This window comes from Agrobacterium sp. (assembly GCF_059499945.1).
This window is the reverse complement of record NZ_JCABZP010000019.1, coordinates 274,603-290,752: the sequence shown is the minus strand read 5'-3', so window position 1 is coordinate 290,752 and position 16,150 is coordinate 274,603. Positions and strand designations below refer to the sequence as shown.

Sequence of the window (16,150 nt, the reverse complement as noted above, 5' to 3'; positions counted from 1 at the left end):
TTTCAAAACATTTCGGGCGGCCGTAATCGTCTCAGGCTACCTGCACCATGTGGCCGGGCGATACGGTCCTGTAGTTTCGCGTCGGTGTTTCATATCCCATTGCCCGTATCGGGCTCTTCAGCTCGTCATTGGATATGCCGCGCCTTATCCCGCGTCTTGCCGGGTCCGGCACCGGAACGGCCGCCATCAGCTTTTTCGTATAGGCATGTTGCGGATTGTCGAAAACGGCGGCGCGCGGCCCGATCTCCACGATCTCGCCGAGATACATCACCGCGACACGATGGCTGACGCGCTCCACGACAGCCATGTCATGGCTGATGAACAGGAAGGCGAGGTTGAGGCTCTGCTGCAGGTCGAGCAGCAGGTTGCAGACCTGCGCCTTGATAGACACATCGAGCGCCGAGACGCTTTCATCGGCAACGATGACCTTCGGATCGAGGGCCAGTGCCCGGGCAATCGCGATGCGCTGGCGCTGACCACCCGAAAATTCGTGCGGGTAGCGGTTGGCCATATCGGCGGACAGGCCGACCTTTTCGAGAAGATCGGCAGTCTTTTCCTTGGCCTGCTTGGCGCTGCCCAGCCTGTGCTTGATGAAGGGCTCGGAAATTGCCGTGCCCACCGTCATGCGCGGATTGAGCGACGAGAACGGGTCCTGAAAGATCATTTGCACCGATTTGCGCATGTTGCGCAGGCCGACGTTATCGAGGCGCATCACATCGTAACCGTCGAGGGACACATCGCCGGACGACGGCTCCACGAGGCGCATGATCGAGCGGCCGGTGGTGGATTTTCCGCAACCGGATTCACCCACCAGCGACAGCGTTTCTCCTTGAAACAGGTCGAAGGAAACGTTTTCGACGGCGTGAACCGCACCCGTCTGGCGCGCCAGCAGGCCGGAGCGGATGGGAAAGCGCGTCACAAGGTTCTTGACCGACAGAACCGGTGTCTGGCCGCTTGCAACCGTCTCGGCCACCTCCTCCGGCTCAGTCGAAAGACCGGTTTTCATGTCGAGAACCGGAAAACGCGTCGGCCATTGCCGGTTACGCATCGAACCGAGCTTCGGAACCGCCGAAAGCAGCGCCCGCGTATAGGGATGTTTGCCGCGCCGGAATATGTCCTCCGTCGGCCCGGTCTCGACTTCATCGCCGCGATACATCACGATCGTACGGTCAGCGATTTCGGCCACCACACCCATGTCATGGGTGATGAAGAGCACCGACATGCCCTCCTCTTCCTGCAGCAGCTTGATGAGATCGAGGATCTGGCCCTGAATGGTAACGTCGAGCGCCGTCGTCGGCTCGTCGGCGATCAGCAATTTCGGCCGCGAGGCGAGCGCCATGGCAATCATCACCCGCTGACGCATGCCGCCCGAAAACTGATGCGGATATTCGTCAAAACGACCGGAGGCGTTGGGAATGCGGACCTTCTCCAGAAGCCGCACCGTCTCCGCCCGCGCCTCCTGCTTCGAAAGCCCCTTGTGGCGGATGAGGACTTCGGAAATCTGACGGCCGATGGTGAAGATCGGATTGAGCGAGGTCATCGGCTCCTGAAAGATCATCGAGATATCGTTGCCGCGCACGCCACGCATCTCTTTTTCGGAAAGCGCCAGCAGATTGCGCCCGTTGAGCAGGACTTCCCCTTCTATCCGGCTGGAGGCTGGGGCAAGCAGGCGCATCAGTGATAGCGACGTCACGGATTTACCGGAGCCGGATTCGCCGACAATCGCGACGGTTTCACCGGGCGCGACATCGAAGGACACATTGCGCACCACGCTTTTCCAGGCGCCATCGACGAGGAAGGAGGTGGTCAGGTTCCGGACGGAGAGGACAGGTTTCATCTCCATGGTCTTACCGCCCAACCGCATAGGCCTGCATCAGCCGCGGCGTTGCGGCGGCGCGCAAGAGGCCGTCCGCATCCCGCCGCGCGGCGGTGAGCCGGCCGACGGACCATGCATCGGCAACCGTGACGCGGTGTCCGCGACGGCGAAGCTCCTGCAAGGTCGCTTCACCCACGGTGCTTTCCACGGTGATTTCCCCCGGCGAGCTGGTGCGCGGATAAAACGAGCCCGGAAAATGCGCGGTGTGGAACAACGGCATATCTATCGCGGCCTGCAGGTTCTTGCCGTGATGGGCATAACGTAGGAAGAAGGGTAGTTGCCACTGGTCCTGCTGGTCGCCGCCCGGCGTACCGAAGACCATGGCGGGACGGCCCTGATGCAGCGCAAGCGAGGGCGTCAGCGTCGTGCGCGGGCGCTTGCCCGGCGCAAGCGAGGTGGGCAGCCCCTCCTTCAGCCAGAACATCTGGGCGCGGGAATTGAGCGCGAAACCGAGACCCGGCACGATGGGCGAGGATTGCAGCCAGCCGCCCGAAGGCGTGGTGGAGACCATGTTGCCCCAGCGGTCGATGACGTCGATATGGACCGTGTCGCCGCGCTTTTCCGTCAGATGCGACATGGTCGGCTCGTAGACGGTGCCGGTGCCGCTCATTTCGGCCAGCATCGCCATGGTGGCATCCACCTGCTTTTCGTAACCCGGCACGGTGCCCGGACGCAGCTCCAGCGACGCCTCGCTGCCGATCAGCGTGCGGCGTCCGGCATTGTAACCTTCGGAGAGAAGATATTCAGTCGGTATCTGGCCGAATTCAGGGTCGCCGTAATAGACCTCGCGATCGGCATAAGCGAGCTTCATGGCTTCGACGATGGTGTGGATAAAATCGGGACCGGACGGCTCCATGGCCGCAATATCGAAGCCCTTCAGCAGCGCAAGCGATTGCAAGAGAACCGGACCCTGCCCCCAGGCGGGCGTCTTGGCAATCGTCCAGTCTTGATAGTCGAAAGTCTGCGGCGCTTCGACGGTCGCGCTCCAGTCCGCCATATCCTGCGCCGTCAGCACGCCCTTGTGCCTTGCGCCGCTAGCATCCATCACCTCTGCGGTCTTTACGTAACTGTCGATGGCTTCCGCTACGAAACCCCGATAGAAGGCATCGCGCGCCGCCTCTATCTGGTTTTCGCGGCCGGAGCGCGCTTCGGCTTCAGTGACGATCCGCTGATAGGTGGCGGCGAGAACCGGGTTGCGGAAATTGGCGTGAGGCTCGGGTGCCGCGCCGCCCGGCAGCCATGTCTCATGGGATGTCGGCCATTCCTTCTCGAAGAAATCGGCCAGCCCCTTGATGGTGGCGGAGACACGCGGCAACGTCGGATGCCCGTGCTCGGCATAATAGATTGCGGGTTCCAGCACTTCGCGCACGCTCATCGTGCCATAGTCGCGCAGCATCAGCATCCAGCCGTCGAAGGCGCCGGGTATGACGGTTGCGAGCAGCCCGTCGCCGGGGATCAGCTTCAGGCCTTCCGAAGTGTAATGTTCAATCGTGGCGCCACTCGGGGCCGGGCCCTGTGCGCAGATGACTTCCACCTTGTCCTTCTGCTTGGAATAAAACACCGCGGGCATATCTCCGCCCGGGCCGCACAAATGCGGCTCGACAATCTGCAGGACAAAACCGGTGGCGACGGCAGCATCGAAAGCATTGCCGCCCTTTTCGAGGATCGCCATGCCAACGGCCGATGCGATCCAGTGCGTCGAGGTGACGACGCCGAAGGTGCCAAGGATTTCAGGGCGTGTGGTGAATTCATTCATTCCGATATTCCTTGTAAAAAATCATGCTTCGCGCGGATCGAGCGCGTCGCGCAGGCCGTCGCCGAGAAGATTGAAACCGATGACGACGAGGAAGATGGCGATGCCGGGCCACATCGTCATCCACGGAGCCTGGCTCAGGAAATTCTTCGCGGTATTCAGCATCGAACCCCAGGATGGGGCCGGCGCCTGCTGGCCAAGGCCGAGGAAGGAAAGGCTCGCCTCCGCAATGATGGCGGTCGCCACCGTCAGCGTCGCCTGCACGATGATGGGGGCAAAGACATTCGGCAGGATGTAACGCGTCATGATGTCGATGTGGTTGAGGCCGATGGACCTCGCCCCCTCGACATAGTCCTCCATCTTGACGGCAAGCACCTGTCCGCGCGTCAGCCGCACGAAGATCGGCATGGCGGAAAGGCCGATGGCGATCATCGCATTGGTAAGGCTCGGGCCGAGAAAGGCGGCGAGCGCGATTGCCATGATCAGGAAGGGCATGGCGAGCAGCGCTTCGGTGATGCGGGAGATGACCATATCCACCCAGCCGCCGAAATAACCTGAAATCAGGCCAAAGGGCACGCCGATCACCACCGCGATCATCACCGAGACGACGCCGGCCATCAGCGAGGCGCGGGCGCCATAGATCATGCGCGAGAGAATATCACGGCCGAGATCGTCAGTGCCGAGCCAGTGGGCCGCCGACGGCGCCTTGCGGATGGCCGACCAGCTGGTCGCAACCGGATCGGCAATCGGCAGGATCGGCGCGGCGATGGCAAGCACGGCGAAAAACAGCACGATGATCATGCCGACAAGCGCCGATTTGTTGCGCTTCATTTTTTTCCAGGCGCGGCTTTCCTGCCGTGTCGCCGGTACGGAGAGGTTTTGATCGAGAACGGTCATGATATCAGCCTCAGATCGTCGCCCTGAGGCGGGGGTTAAGCAGGACATAGGCAATGTCGGCCAGCAGGTTCATGAGGATGAAACCGACGGCGGTGCATAAAACGATGCCCTGCACGACGGCATAGTCACGGGTGAAAACCGCATCGACCGTCATCTTGCCGAAACCGGGAATGGTGAATATCTGCTCCGTCAGAACCGCACCGGCCAGCAGCTCCCCGAAGAGCAGCGCCAGCAGCGTGATGACGGGAAGAAGCGCATTACGGAAACTGTGCGACAGGATGATCTCGCGCGGCGAAAGTCCCTTGGCGCGGGCGGTTCGGATATAGTCCGAACTCAAGACCGCAACCATCGCAGACCTCGTGTGCCGCATCAGCGTTGCCGCAAGCGCATTGCCCAGCACGAAGGCGGGCATGATCATCGTTTCGATGGAACGGACAGGGTCCACGAAGATCGATTCATAACCGGATGCCGGCAACCAGCCGAGTTTTACCGAGACCAGCAGGATCAGCATGATGCCGAGCCAGAAATTCGGGATCGACAGGCCGGAAAGCGCAACGATATTGGCGGTGTAATCGATCCAGGTATTCTTCTTGACGGCGGCCAGAATGCCGATGGGGATGCCGATCACCATGGCGAAGAACATCGCCATGACAGCCAGCTGAATGGTGACCGGCAGCTTCTGGCCGATCAGTTCCAGCACCGGCTGGTTGGACCGCAGCGAAATACCGAAATCGCCGGTCACCACGCCGCCCAGCCAGTTGATATATTGCAGCGGCACGGGGTCGTTGAGGCGATATTTCTCGCGCAGGAATTCGATCGTCGCGGGATCGCGCTCCTCACCCGCCATGGCGAGAACCGGATCCCCCGGCAGGAGTTTCTGCAGCGAGAAAACGAAGATGGAAATGATGAGAAGCGTCGGGATCGCGACCAGCAGTCGCTTGCCGATATAAACAGGCATGGCATTGCCCCCGTTTGTGTCCGGTCTGGGGGCCGCACGGCAAGCCGTGCGGCCTATGCGAAACGGTCAGTCCTTGGAAACGCCGAGAAGGCGGATCATACCGTCAGGTGACGGCGCCCAGCCCTTGACCTTGTTGGAAATGGCATAGGCATAGGGCTGGTGGCCGAGGTAGATGATCGGCATGTCGTCGTTGAGGATGACGCTTGCGGCATCATATTTTTCCTTGCGGACTGCATCTTCGGTCGAGGCGCGGGCCTCGTTCAGCAGCTTGTCAACCTCGGGATTGCAATATTTCACATCGTTGATGCCGCCCTTGCAGGTGACGAACTGATGCAGGTTGCCATCGGGATCGATACGTCCCGACCAGTCTGAACGGCTGAGCTGGTAATTACCGGCGGTCTGCTCGGACAGGAGTGTGGCAAATTCGGTGGCCTTCAGGGTGACGTTGAAGCCGGCCTCGGCCGCCATGGACTGGATGACCTGCATCATCTGCGTCTGCGTGGTGTTGTTGGCGTGCTGAAGCTCGACATCGAGCGTCTCGTAACCCGCCTCCTTCATCAACTGCTTGGCCTTGTCGATATCGCGCGGCGGCACCGGCAGGTTCTGGTTGAACCAGGGGCTCGTTGGCGGGAAAGCCTGATTGCCGCCCTTTGACGTCCCTTCGAAGACGATCTGGCCGATCGCCTCGCGGTCGATCGCATAGGAGAATGCCTGGCGCAGGCGCTTGTCCTTGCCGAGCGGATTATCCGCACGCGCACCATTGTTCATGTTGACATACATGGCCATGTAACCCGGTCCGATGACATCGGCATAGGTCAGTTTGGGGTCGTTCCTGACGGATTCCGCGTCGGAGGCAGAGATACGCTCTGCGATATCGAGGTCGCCTGCGCGAAGGTTCGCGAGCTTCACGGTGGTGTCCGGGATCGGCAGATAGACGATCTTATCAACGAGGACCTTGTCCTTGTCCCAGTAGTCCGCGAATTTCTCGAGCACGATACGATCCTGCTGGATGCGCTCGACGAATTTGAACGGACCGGCACAGACCGGTTTCGAACCGAAATTCGCGCCGAGTTCCTTGGCCGCTTTCGGCGCGACGATCATGCCGGCGCGGTCGGAAAGCTGCGCGAGCAGGGTGACATCAGGCGTCTTCAGCGTGAACTTGACTTCGAGCGGCGCTGTCGCCTCAACCTTCTCGACCGACGAAAGCTCGCTCTTGCGGCGGGATTCCGGCAGCGTCATGTTGCGCTCGATGGTGGCGACGACGGCCGCCGCGTCCAGTGTTTCACCATCGTGGAACTTCACGCCATCGCGGATTTTCATGGTCAGAACCTTGCCGCCTTCGGACCACGCCCATTCGGTGGCAAGCTGGGGCACGATCTTCATGTCCTGCGAGATATCCACCAGCTTGTCGCACATGGCGGTGTAGACGATGCGGCCGACGAAGGTGCGCGACTGTGCTGGATCGAGCACATCAGCATCGTCGTTCAGGCCGATGCGCAATTCGGAGGATAGCGCCGGCGTGGTCAGGACTGCGCTCGCCAACAGCGCAGCAGTCAATGTCTGGATTTTCTTCATGTTCGTTCCTCTGGTCTGGTTATTTTGACTTTTTGTCATTGGCCGCCCCTGACGGGGCGACAGTTTTCATCCGTGGCCTTAAGAAGCCTCGGTCAGCGAATTATCGGCGTCCCCGGATCCCTCTTCCAGAAAGCCGAGCGAGGTGGCGCGGATCAGCCTTTCCTGATGCATGAGAAGATGCTGGCGCATGGCTTCACCGGCACGCGCCGGATCGCGATCGGCGATGGCGTCGACAATGGCCATGTGCTGTTCGAAAGACGCCCTGACATTTGTTCCGCTGCGCCGGGCGAGTTCCCGTATCGACTGCCAGGCATCATCCTGGCGGACACGATTGATGACATCGAAAATCGAGAGAAACAGCTTGTTGCCGGCACTCTGGGCGATCTGGCGATGGAGCGAGCCATCCCACAATTCCTTGGCATCGGCATCCGTGCTCTGGCCGGTCTTTTCCACCAGCGCCCGCATGCGCTCCACCTCGGCCGGCTTGGCGCGCATGGCCGCTAGCTGCGCCAGCTGCGGTTCGATGCGCAGGCGCACCTCCATGATCTCCATGAAATCCGTACCGGCGACCAATTCCGTGACCTGGGCGGACCAATCATCAGGTTTTTCACCCACAAAGGTTCCGGCGCCCTGCCGCCGCCAGATGAGGCCTTCGGCTTCCAGAACCTCCAGCGCGCGGCGGATCGACCGACGGCCGACGTTAAAAGTCTCCGCAAAGGCCCGTTCCGTCGGCAGACGGCCATCCCTGACGAGATGATTCGCCTGAATATATTCACGCAACCGCGCCAGCGCGTAGTTGGAATTGTCGTTAGGGCCTGCTGCCACACCGCACCATTTGCTTGAACCAATCTTGTATTGGTTCATTTGGTGAGAAATTTTCGCCGACGTCAAGCGCATTTTTGAGCGACAATTTCTGACGCTCAAAATATGGGCATATGGCGTTTTTTTGACTGTGGAGATAGGATGCGGGGGCATGGCGTTCTCGCGCGCGCCCTGCCCCCCTCAAGGCCCGACGGAAAGCCGGATGCGCCCCGATAGATGTTTGCCGGGTGCTACGATCCTGACGCCCAGCGCTTCCCGCTGCGCCTCCGGCAAGCCGAGCGCTCCGGCGGCCATGGAAACGGGCTCGAGGCAAAGATAGCTGTCCATGCGGTGGACAGCCAGATGACCGAAAACGGGATCGGCCTCGATCAGCAGTGAAAACCCGTCAAACCGGACATGCGCATTAGACCAACCTGTATAATGCTCCGTGTATCCCGTCGCTGCGGGAATGACGGTCGTCTGGCGAAGTACGGCTGCCTGGCCGGTCGGCACGTTCTGCGGGTCCAGCGGATATTCCAGCCTTGCATTCGTGCGCGCTTCGCAGCCAAATCCGGCAGCCAGATAGGGATGCCAGCCCAGCGCCATCGGCGCGGGTACGTCCGCCAGATTGGTGATCGACAGGTCCACGGTGAGGCCGGCGTCTTCGAGCAGAAAAGACTGTTCAGCGCGGAAGGAAAAAGGCCATTCCCCGTCAGCCTCATAGTGGAGTACCAGCCCCGCCCGATCGGAAGCCAGACCGGAAATCTCCCAGGCTCGCCGGTGCGCAGGCCCATGCATGGCATCAGGCGCAAGGGCCGGATGGGGAGAAAGCTCATGGCGGATGCCCGCATGAACGAACGAACTCCCATAGAGCCTATTGTGGTAAGGAAACAGCGGATAGGCGCCGGCGCGCGGCCAGTTGAACGGCTCGAAATCCTCTCCGGTTGCTGGCGCCAGAATATCACCGTAGTCCGCATGGTGCAGATGGGTCATCCTGCCGCCCCATGCGGGACGCAGGCGGGCAGAGAGCTGCCCGCAGGCAATCGCGACCGTTTCAGGCAAAGGCATAGGACCCGTCGGGCCGTTTCGGCACCCGTCTCTGCCAGTGAATGTAACCGTCTTCCTGCATGGCTTTTTCATCCATCTCCACCCCCCAACCGGGACGATCCGGCCTCAGTTCCAGATATCCGTCCTTCGGCAGATAGGGGTCGACCACATAGCGGGTTTCATCCTCGCGTTTTTCAAGATCGGTGCCGCCATAGACATAACATTGGCCTTTCGGCAGCCGGTATTCGAGAATACGGAAATTCTGCTGGGCGGCTGAGAAGTGCACATTGACGGCGGTGGCGAGCGGCCCCATCGGGTTATGCGGCGCAATGCTGACGAAATGGGCTTCCGCAAGCGTGGCGATGCGGCGCATTTCGGAAATGCCGCCGACGACGCAGATGTCAGGCTGAATGATGTCTGCACCCTTTACTTGAAGAAGACGCAGGAACTCATTGCGATTATAGAGACTTTCGCCTGTTGCCAGCGTGCAGTTCAGCCCCTGTTTCAGGTCTCCCCACATCTCGATGTTTTCGGGACGCAAAGGCTCTTCGAAAAACAGCGGATCGTAAGGGGCAAGCGCATTGCCAAGCTGGCGGGCGGCGGCGGGTTCAAAAATCTTGGCATGGGCATCGAAGGCGATGTCGTAGTCAGACCGCACGGTCTCGCGAAGCGAGCGGAAATAGTCCGCCGAACTGCGCACCACCTCCCCCCAGCGATGGGCGTGAATATCGACGCGCCACGGGCTGAGCTTGAAGGCCGTGAAGCCCCAACCCTCGTTGAGGCGGTCGAACTCTTCCTTCGCCGCCGGCGCATCCGGCGCCGTGTAGACGCCGGCATAGACCTTGATACGGTCGCGCACTTCGCCGCCCAGCAGCTTGTAAACAGGCACGCCCGCTGCCTTGGCGGCAAGGTCCCACAGGCAATGATCAAGCGCAGATATTGCTGACAGACCGAGCGCGCCGGGCGGAAAGCGGTTCTGCTGGAGAAGGAGATTGTAGAGATATTCGACCCGCGTCGGGTCCTGTCCGGCGAGGAAGCCATAGAGGTAATCCAGCACCGGCGGCAAGGCGAGATCGGGGCCGTGATTGTAACATTCGCCCCAGCCGGTCAAACCGTCATCCGTATCGAGAGCGACGATGACGCGGGGGCGGTCCTTGTCGCGGGTGACGAATACCCGCATGCGATCGATTTTCATGCTTAGTCTTCCTCATGAATTGCAGCGCGCAACGGGCGCAACACTATCGGGCGGCGATCCCGTTTTTGATCTCTGGCGGTTCGACGTAGCGAAACCTGCGGGTACGGTCCCGGTCCCGCGGGTCCGGGCGCGGAATGGCGGAAAGAAGCGCCTGCGTATAGGGATGGTCGGGCGCGTTGCAGACCTTTTCGGCGTCTCCCACTTCGACAAGCTTGCCGCGATACATCACCCCGACACGGTCGCACATGTATCTGATAACGCCGATGTCATGGCTGATGAAGATATAGGCGAGACCAAGCTCGTCCTGCAGGCGCATCAGCAGATCCAGCACCTGGAACCGCACCGAAACATCAAGCGCTGACGTCGCCTCATCCGCAACGATGATGCGGGGTTTCAGCGTGATGGCGCGGGCAATCCCGATGCGCTGGCGCTGTCCGCCGGAAAAGGCGTGCGGGTAACGTTCGCGCCCGGCCGGATCGAGACCCACCTGCTCCATCAGGGCGCAGACGCGTTCATCCAGTTCCTTGCCCCTGGCAATGCCGTTGACCAGCAACGGCTCGCCGATGACCTGCGCCACCGTCATGCGCGGATTGAGCGAGCCGAAAGGGTCCTGGAAAACCATACGCAATTCACGCCGCGCGGCTTTCAGTTCGGCACCTTCGATTTTGGCCAAGTCGACCACCGTGCCATCCGCCCGGCGATAACGCATCTCGCCGCCGGTCGGATCGTAAAGACGCATGATGGAGCGGCCCATCGTTGTCTTGCCGGAGCCGCTTTCGCCGACGATGCCAAGCGTCTCGCCCGGCAGAAGCTTGATCGACACGCCATCCAGCGCCTTCATTTCACCGAAGTGCATGGAAAGGTCGTTCACTTCGAGCACCGGCGCAGCCGTGAGATCGAGCGGAGGCCGCGCAAGCCGGATTTCCGCCTTCTGCTCCAGCTTCAGCACGGAGCCGATCAGCATGCGGGTATAGGGGTCCTGCGGGCTGTGGAATATCTGCTCGACGGCGCCATATTCCTTGGCGACGCCATGATGCATGACCAGCACGTCATCGGCGATCTGCGCCACCACGCCCATATCATGGGTAATGAACAACACCGCCATGCCATGCGCCTTTTGCAGTCGCGATATCAGGTCGAGTATTTCGGCCTGTGTGGTGACGTCAAGCGCCGTCGTCGGTTCGTCGGCGATCAACAGTTGCGGTTTGCAGGCCAGCGCCATGGCGATCATCGCGCGCTGGCGCATGCCGCCCGAATATTGGAAAGCGTAACGATCCAGCGCCTTTTCGGGATTTGGAATTTCCACCTGCCGCAGCAGCTCGATGGCCTCGGCCCGCGCCTGTGCCTTGCTCATTTTCAGATGCAGACGCAGGACCTCGGTGATCTGATCACCCACCGTATGCACGGGTGAAAGCGACGACATCGGCTCCTGAAAAATCATCGCGATATCAGCGCCGCGCACCGAGCGGATGGCCCGGCTGCGCGGATCGAGCTTTGCCAGATCCAAAGAGGTGCCATCGGCGCGGTTGAGGATGATCGACCCGGACGCAATACGGCCGGGGGTGTCGATGATCTGCAGGATCGAGCGGGCGGTGACGGATTTGCCGGAGCCGCTTTCGCCGACGACGCAGAGGGTCTTGCCGGGATCGATGGAAAAAGACAGATCGTTGACCGCCCGGAAGACGCCGTTTCGGACCGGAAATTCGGTCACGAGATTGCGGACTTCGAGCAGCGGCCTGGCGGGCTTCATGGAGAGAATGTCGCTCATCAGGACCTCACTTATTATAGGGATCGGCTGCATCGCGCAGGCCGTCACCGAGCAGATTGAGCGCCATGACGGCAATGACAACAGCGACGCCCGGCAGGAACAGCCATGGCGCGGTTGCGATCGAGCGGATGTTCTGCGCCTCGCGAAGCAGCACGCCCCAGGAAATCGTCGGCGGCTGGAGACCGAGACCGAGGAATGAGAGCGAGGTTTCCGCAAGGATCATCGCCGGAACCGCAAGCGTGACCGAGGCGATGATATGGCTCGAAAAACTCGGCAGCATATGGCGAAAGATGATGCGCCCTTCCGGCACGCCATCCAGCCGCGCCGCGGCCACGAATTCTTCGGTTCTGAGCGACAGGAACCGGCCGCGCACGACGCGGGCAAGCTGCGCCCAGCCGGTCAGGGACAGGATGATGGTGATCATCATGTATTGAAGCGTGGCAGGCCAGCCCTGCGGCAGGGCGGCGGCCAGCGCCAGCCAGATGGGAATGGTGGGCAGCGACAGCACGAAATCGATCACGCGCTGCATGACGAAATCGATGCGGCCGCCATAATAACCGGAGATACCGCCCAGAACGACGCCGAGCAGCAGCGAGAAAAACACGCCGACGAGACCGATCGACAGGGAAACCTGCGCACCCTGCACCACGCGGCTAAAGACATCGCGTCCGAGGCGGTCCGCGCCGAACAGGAAAAGCGGGCGCGTCTTGTCGGTGGAAGCCAGCAGGTGGATATTCGTGTTGAACAGGCCGAATACGGAATATTCGTAACCCCTGCCAAAAAGCTGGATCGGTATTTTCTTGGCCGTATCTTCCACGAACACCGCAGCCAGCGTTTCGGGGTTACGGGTCAGCTTCAGCGGATAATAATGCATCCCGAGCGAGAAACCTTCGGTCGTATCGACGAAATGGACGCGCTGCGGCGGATGGAAGGTGGCGCGGGCGTTCTGCAGCACCGGATCGTTGATGGCGAAGAAGCCGGGCACCAGCGCAACGATATACATGGCAATGGTGATGAACAGGGCGGCCATGGCCAGCTTGTGGCGCTTGAATGCCCACCAGATGAGCTGCCACTGCGAGGCGACGGCGGCGCGGTCCTGCCGGGCATTGGTGGTAATGGTGATATCGCTCATGGCGCCCTCCTATTCGAGACGGATGCGCGGATCGACCAGCGCAAGCAGGATGTCGCTGATAAGCGATCCGATCAGCGTCAGCGCGCAGATCAGAAGCACGAAGGCGCCGGCGAGATACATGTCCTGCGCCATCAGCGACTGCAGAAGCAGGGGTGCGGCCGTCGGCAGATTGAGCACGATGGCGACCACCACGGAGCCCGAAATAAGGTTTGGCAAAAGCCATGCGATGGTGGAAATGAACGGGTTGAGCGCAATTCTGAGCGGATATTTCGTCAGCAGCTTGAACTCGGACAAACCTTTCGCCCGCGCCGTGGTCACATAGGGCTTGGGCAATTCGTCCAGCATGTTGGCGCGCATGACGCGGATGAGGCTTGCGGTGGAAGACACGGCAAGAATGGCGACCGGCAGCCAGATATGAGCCATAAGGTCAACCATCTTGGCGATGCTCCAGGAGGCCGTTTCATATTCGGCTGAAAACAGCCCGCCGACATCGGCCCCGAACTCCACCGCCGCCACATACATCAGCACCAGCGCCAGCAGGAACGAGGGTATGGAAAGGCCGAAGAAGGAAAAGGCGGTGAAGAGATAATCGCCGATCGAATATTTGCGCACGGCGGAGAAGACGCCGATCGGAAGTGCGATGGCCCAGGTGGCGAGAAGGCTTGCGATGGCCAGAACCAGCGTCAGCGCCATACGCTCCCAGATGAGGCCCGAAACCGGCTGCTGCCATTCGAACGAAATGCCGAAATCGCCACGGCTGATGATGCCCCATATCCATTTCAGATATTGCACGATCATGGGATCATCGAGGCCGAAACGTTCACGCAGCTGCGCCGCGGTATTGTGGTCGATGACCTCGTTGGAGGCAGCCAGTGTGGCGATATAGGTCGTCACATAGTCACCGGGCGGCAGCTGGATCAGGACAAAGGCAAGGAAACTGACGGCAAACAGGGACGGTATCATCCACAGCAGGCGTTTTACGATAAAAAGCAGCATGTCGCTCTCGCAATCACATTGTGCCATACGCACCGCCTTCCACTAAGGAAACGGTATGCGCGTGGTCGAAACAACCTGAGAGGCGTCGCCGCGTTACGGCAGCGACGCCCATGTGGTGGTATCAGCTTGTGAAGGTGAACTGTTGCGGCAGCGCCGGGCCGGGATTGGGCCATGTCCAGCTGTCGGGTTCCGTTTCCGGCACATTGCGCAGATTATTGCGGATGATGCCGAAACCACCAACGGCAAGGCAGAGGCCGATCGTCTCGAACTCTTCCGCCGCGATATCGAAGATTTCCTTCATCTTCTCGCCGCGTTTGGCAAGGTCGGCCGTCGAGCGCGCCTCGTCAAACAGCTTGAAGCGCCTCTTCTGGCTTTCCGGCGGCTCTTCGCCCTTCTGGCCATTCGAGGTGTACCAGAGCGCCCACGGAATGGCGTAACGCGAACCCTGCGGGTGGAATGCGAAGAAATCGCGCGGATCAAGCATCGGGTCGAGACCGCCGGGGCCGGGCCAGACGGCAGCATCATGGGCGTTGTCATCGCCGCGTGTATAATAGAGCGCGCGTTCGATGGTGTTGACCTTGATGTCGACACCGATCTGCGCCCATTGCGCCTTCACCAGTTCCAGCGCATCGACCAGATCGGGATAGAGCGTGGGGATGACATCGATCGAGAAGAAGACGGGCTGGCCATCAGGCCGCAACCGCATGCCGTTGCCGTTCTTCTTGTCGTAACCGGCCTTGTCGAGAAGATCATTCGCCTTGTCGGCATCATATTCGGTGAACTGGCGCGCCAGCTTTTCATTATACCAGGGGTGTGTCGGGCGTGGTCCGGCCTGATACCCCTCGCTCTGGCTGAAATAGACGATGTCGATGATTTCCTGCCGGTTGAGCGCAATGGACAGCGCCTGACGGAAGGACTTGTCCGCGAACATCTTGCGCATTGCCGGGTCTTTGTGGGTGATGTTCAGGTAGATCTGGCATTGCTGCGCAGCAGACGGCACCAGAGTGAGCAGGCGATAATCGCCTTTTTTCATGTTCTGAGACAGGGTCGGCTTGTTGGCGAGAACGCTGATATGGCGCTCCTGAATGTCGATCTTGCCGGAAATGACGTTCAGCATCAGCGATTCGACATCCTGCGAAATGCCGAAATTGATTTCGTCGATATAGGGCAGCTGGTTGCCTTCGGTATCGACCTGCCAGAAGTAAGGGTTGCGGGTCATGACCACCCGCGTCGCACCGCCGGAATAGGGTTCCTTCACCACCCACGGATCAAGGGTCGGCTTGTCGACATTCGACCAGCGGGACGGAATTTCGATATCGCCGCACTTCGCCCGGAACAGTTCCGTCCAGCTGGAGACACCCGCAGCCTTCACATCGGCATCGAGCGCCGTGTTGTATTTCGGCAGGAACTTGCTGCAATAATGCTTGGGAAACAGCGTCGGATGCTGGCCGAGCGGCGTGGCGAGGTTTTCGAGATAAAGCGCATTCGGCGCTGCGAATTTGAACTTTACCGTGAAATCATCGACTTTTTCGACATCGACCGCCTTGCCCGCAACGGAGAGCTGCGCCGGCGTGGCGCTGTAAAGCTCCTTGTTCTTGATGCAGTCCTCGATGGCGAACACCACGTCATCTGCGGTGAAGGGATGACCATCCGACCATTTTGCGCCCTCCAGCAAATGGAAGGTGAATTGCGAAGCATCGTCGTTGACTTCCCATTTCACCGCAAGGTTCGGCAGAACCTCGGTGAAGTCCATATTCCAGCGAACCAGCCCCTGATTGCCGACCATGCGCAGGATGCCGTTATGGTCCGACGAACCGCGCAGGCCACGGCGCAACGTGCCGCCATAGGAGCCGATTTTCTCGTGCGGTGTCACCACCATCGGATTTTTCGGCAGACGTTCGGCCAGGGGCGGCAATTTACCGTCCTTTACCAGCGCCTCCAGTTGCGGCGCCTGCTTGCCGGCAGCAGCCCGCGCCGAGGTCCCGATGACGGAAAGGGCGGCCACGCCGCCAAGCCCCGCCATAAAGGTTCGGCGCGTTACGCCCAGTGAAAATGCTTCGCCATCGCGCATCGACAATCCTCCCAAAAAATCACCGGCAGCGAAACGGTTTTCACCGTACCGCAACAGCCCTCCCGGCCAGCCAGCATACCG

Annotated in this window: 12 protein-coding genes; all 12 read right to left on the bottom strand. The window is 60.5% G+C overall.

Translation table 11 applies throughout. From position 1 onward, the window contains the following. Positions 1-31 precede the first annotated feature (31 nt). The 12 genes from AC5I5B_RS22790 to AC5I5B_RS22735 all read right to left on the bottom strand — a co-directional run bounded on the left by AC5I5B_RS22790 (position 32) and on the right by AC5I5B_RS22735 (position 16,069). Positions 32-1,843, bottom strand: coding sequence for an ABC transporter ATP-binding protein (locus AC5I5B_RS22790; RefSeq protein WP_495752847.1), 1,812 nt, complete (start codon positions 1,841-1,843; stop codon positions 32-34). A gap of 4 nt (positions 1,844-1,847) precedes the next feature. After that, entirely contained in the window at positions 1,848-3,632 is a 1,785-nt protein-coding gene (locus AC5I5B_RS22785) for a gamma-glutamyltransferase family protein (RefSeq protein ID WP_080867394.1), read from the bottom strand. A gap of 21 nt (positions 3,633-3,653) precedes the next feature. After that, positions 3,654-4,526, bottom strand: a complete 873-nt coding sequence (locus AC5I5B_RS22780) for an ABC transporter permease (RefSeq protein ID WP_003505690.1) — start codon at positions 4,524-4,526, stop codon at positions 3,654-3,656. A 10-nt stretch (positions 4,527-4,536) separates the two neighbouring features. Next, positions 4,537-5,484, bottom strand: coding sequence for an ABC transporter permease (locus AC5I5B_RS22775; protein ID WP_003505689.1), 948 nt, complete (start codon positions 5,482-5,484; stop codon positions 4,537-4,539). 66 nt (positions 5,485-5,550) lie between these two features. Further along, positions 5,551-7,059, bottom strand: a complete 1,509-nt coding sequence (locus AC5I5B_RS22770) for an ABC transporter substrate-binding protein (RefSeq protein WP_174054846.1) — start codon at positions 7,057-7,059, stop codon at positions 5,551-5,553. Positions 7,060-7,137: 78 nt separating this feature from the next. Next, positions 7,138-7,923 (bottom strand): FadR/GntR family transcriptional regulator, encoded by a 786-nt coding sequence (locus AC5I5B_RS22765; protein ID WP_174054845.1) that lies wholly within the window; start codon positions 7,921-7,923, stop codon positions 7,138-7,140. Between the two features lie 138 nt (positions 7,924-8,061). Continuing rightward, positions 8,062-8,928: an aldose epimerase family protein gene (locus tag AC5I5B_RS22760; protein ID WP_174054844.1), complete on the bottom strand. Its 867-nt coding sequence runs from the start codon at positions 8,926-8,928 to the stop codon at positions 8,062-8,064. Beyond that, a complete protein-coding gene (locus tag AC5I5B_RS22755) occupies positions 8,915-10,102 on the bottom strand; it encodes a galactarate dehydratase (protein ID WP_003505685.1) in 1,188 nt (395 codons plus the stop codon). Before AC5I5B_RS22755 ends, AC5I5B_RS22760 begins: the two co-directional genes overlap by 14 nt. A 43-nt stretch (positions 10,103-10,145) precedes the next feature. Beyond that, complete coding sequence (locus AC5I5B_RS22750; RefSeq protein ID WP_003505684.1) at positions 10,146-11,870, bottom strand: ABC transporter ATP-binding protein; 1,725 nt, start codon at positions 11,868-11,870, stop codon at positions 10,146-10,148. A gap of 7 nt (positions 11,871-11,877) precedes the next feature. Further along, positions 11,878-13,002, bottom strand: coding sequence for an ABC transporter permease (locus AC5I5B_RS22745; protein WP_060725622.1), 1,125 nt, complete (start codon positions 13,000-13,002; stop codon positions 11,878-11,880). Between the two features lie 9 nt (positions 13,003-13,011). Continuing rightward, on the bottom strand, positions 13,012-13,998 hold the full coding sequence (locus tag AC5I5B_RS22740) for an ABC transporter permease (RefSeq protein ID WP_003505682.1): 987 nt from the start codon (positions 13,996-13,998) through the stop codon (positions 13,012-13,014). Between the two features lie 121 nt (positions 13,999-14,119). After that, complete coding sequence (locus AC5I5B_RS22735; protein ID WP_020810963.1) at positions 14,120-16,069, bottom strand: ABC transporter substrate-binding protein; 1,950 nt, start codon at positions 16,067-16,069, stop codon at positions 14,120-14,122. Positions 16,070-16,150: the final 81 nt, after the last annotated feature.

Coding starts and splice junctions, on each gene's coding strand:
- AC5I5B_RS22790 (WP_495752847.1), bottom strand. CDS start 1,843: ATGGAGATGAAACCTGTCCTCTCCGTCCGGAACCTGACCACCTCCTTC.
- AC5I5B_RS22785 (WP_080867394.1), bottom strand. CDS start 3,632: ATGAATGAATTCACCACACGCCCTGAAATCCTTGGCACCTTCGGCGTC.
- AC5I5B_RS22780 (WP_003505690.1), bottom strand. CDS start 4,526: ATGACCGTTCTCGATCAAAACCTCTCCGTACCGGCGACACGGCAGGAA.
- AC5I5B_RS22775 (WP_003505689.1), bottom strand. CDS start 5,484: ATGCCTGTTTATATCGGCAAGCGACTGCTGGTCGCGATCCCGACGCTT.
- AC5I5B_RS22770 (WP_174054846.1), bottom strand. CDS start 7,059: ATGAAGAAAATCCAGACATTGACTGCTGCGCTGTTGGCGAGCGCAGTC.
- AC5I5B_RS22765 (WP_174054845.1), bottom strand. CDS start 7,923: ATGAACCAATACAAGATTGGTTCAAGCAAATGGTGCGGTGTGGCAGCA.
- AC5I5B_RS22760 (WP_174054844.1), bottom strand. CDS start 8,928: ATGCCTTTGCCTGAAACGGTCGCGATTGCCTGCGGGCAGCTCTCTGCC.
- AC5I5B_RS22755 (WP_003505685.1), bottom strand. CDS start 10,102: ATGAAAATCGATCGCATGCGGGTATTCGTCACCCGCGACAAGGACCGC.
- AC5I5B_RS22750 (WP_003505684.1), bottom strand. CDS start 11,870: ATGAGCGACATTCTCTCCATGAAGCCCGCCAGGCCGCTGCTCGAAGTC.
- AC5I5B_RS22745 (WP_060725622.1), bottom strand. CDS start 13,002: ATGAGCGATATCACCATTACCACCAATGCCCGGCAGGACCGCGCCGCC.
- AC5I5B_RS22740 (WP_003505682.1), bottom strand. CDS start 13,998: ATGCTGCTTTTTATCGTAAAACGCCTGCTGTGGATGATACCGTCCCTG.
- AC5I5B_RS22735 (WP_020810963.1), bottom strand. CDS start 16,069: ATGCGCGATGGCGAAGCATTTTCACTGGGCGTAACGCGCCGAACCTTT.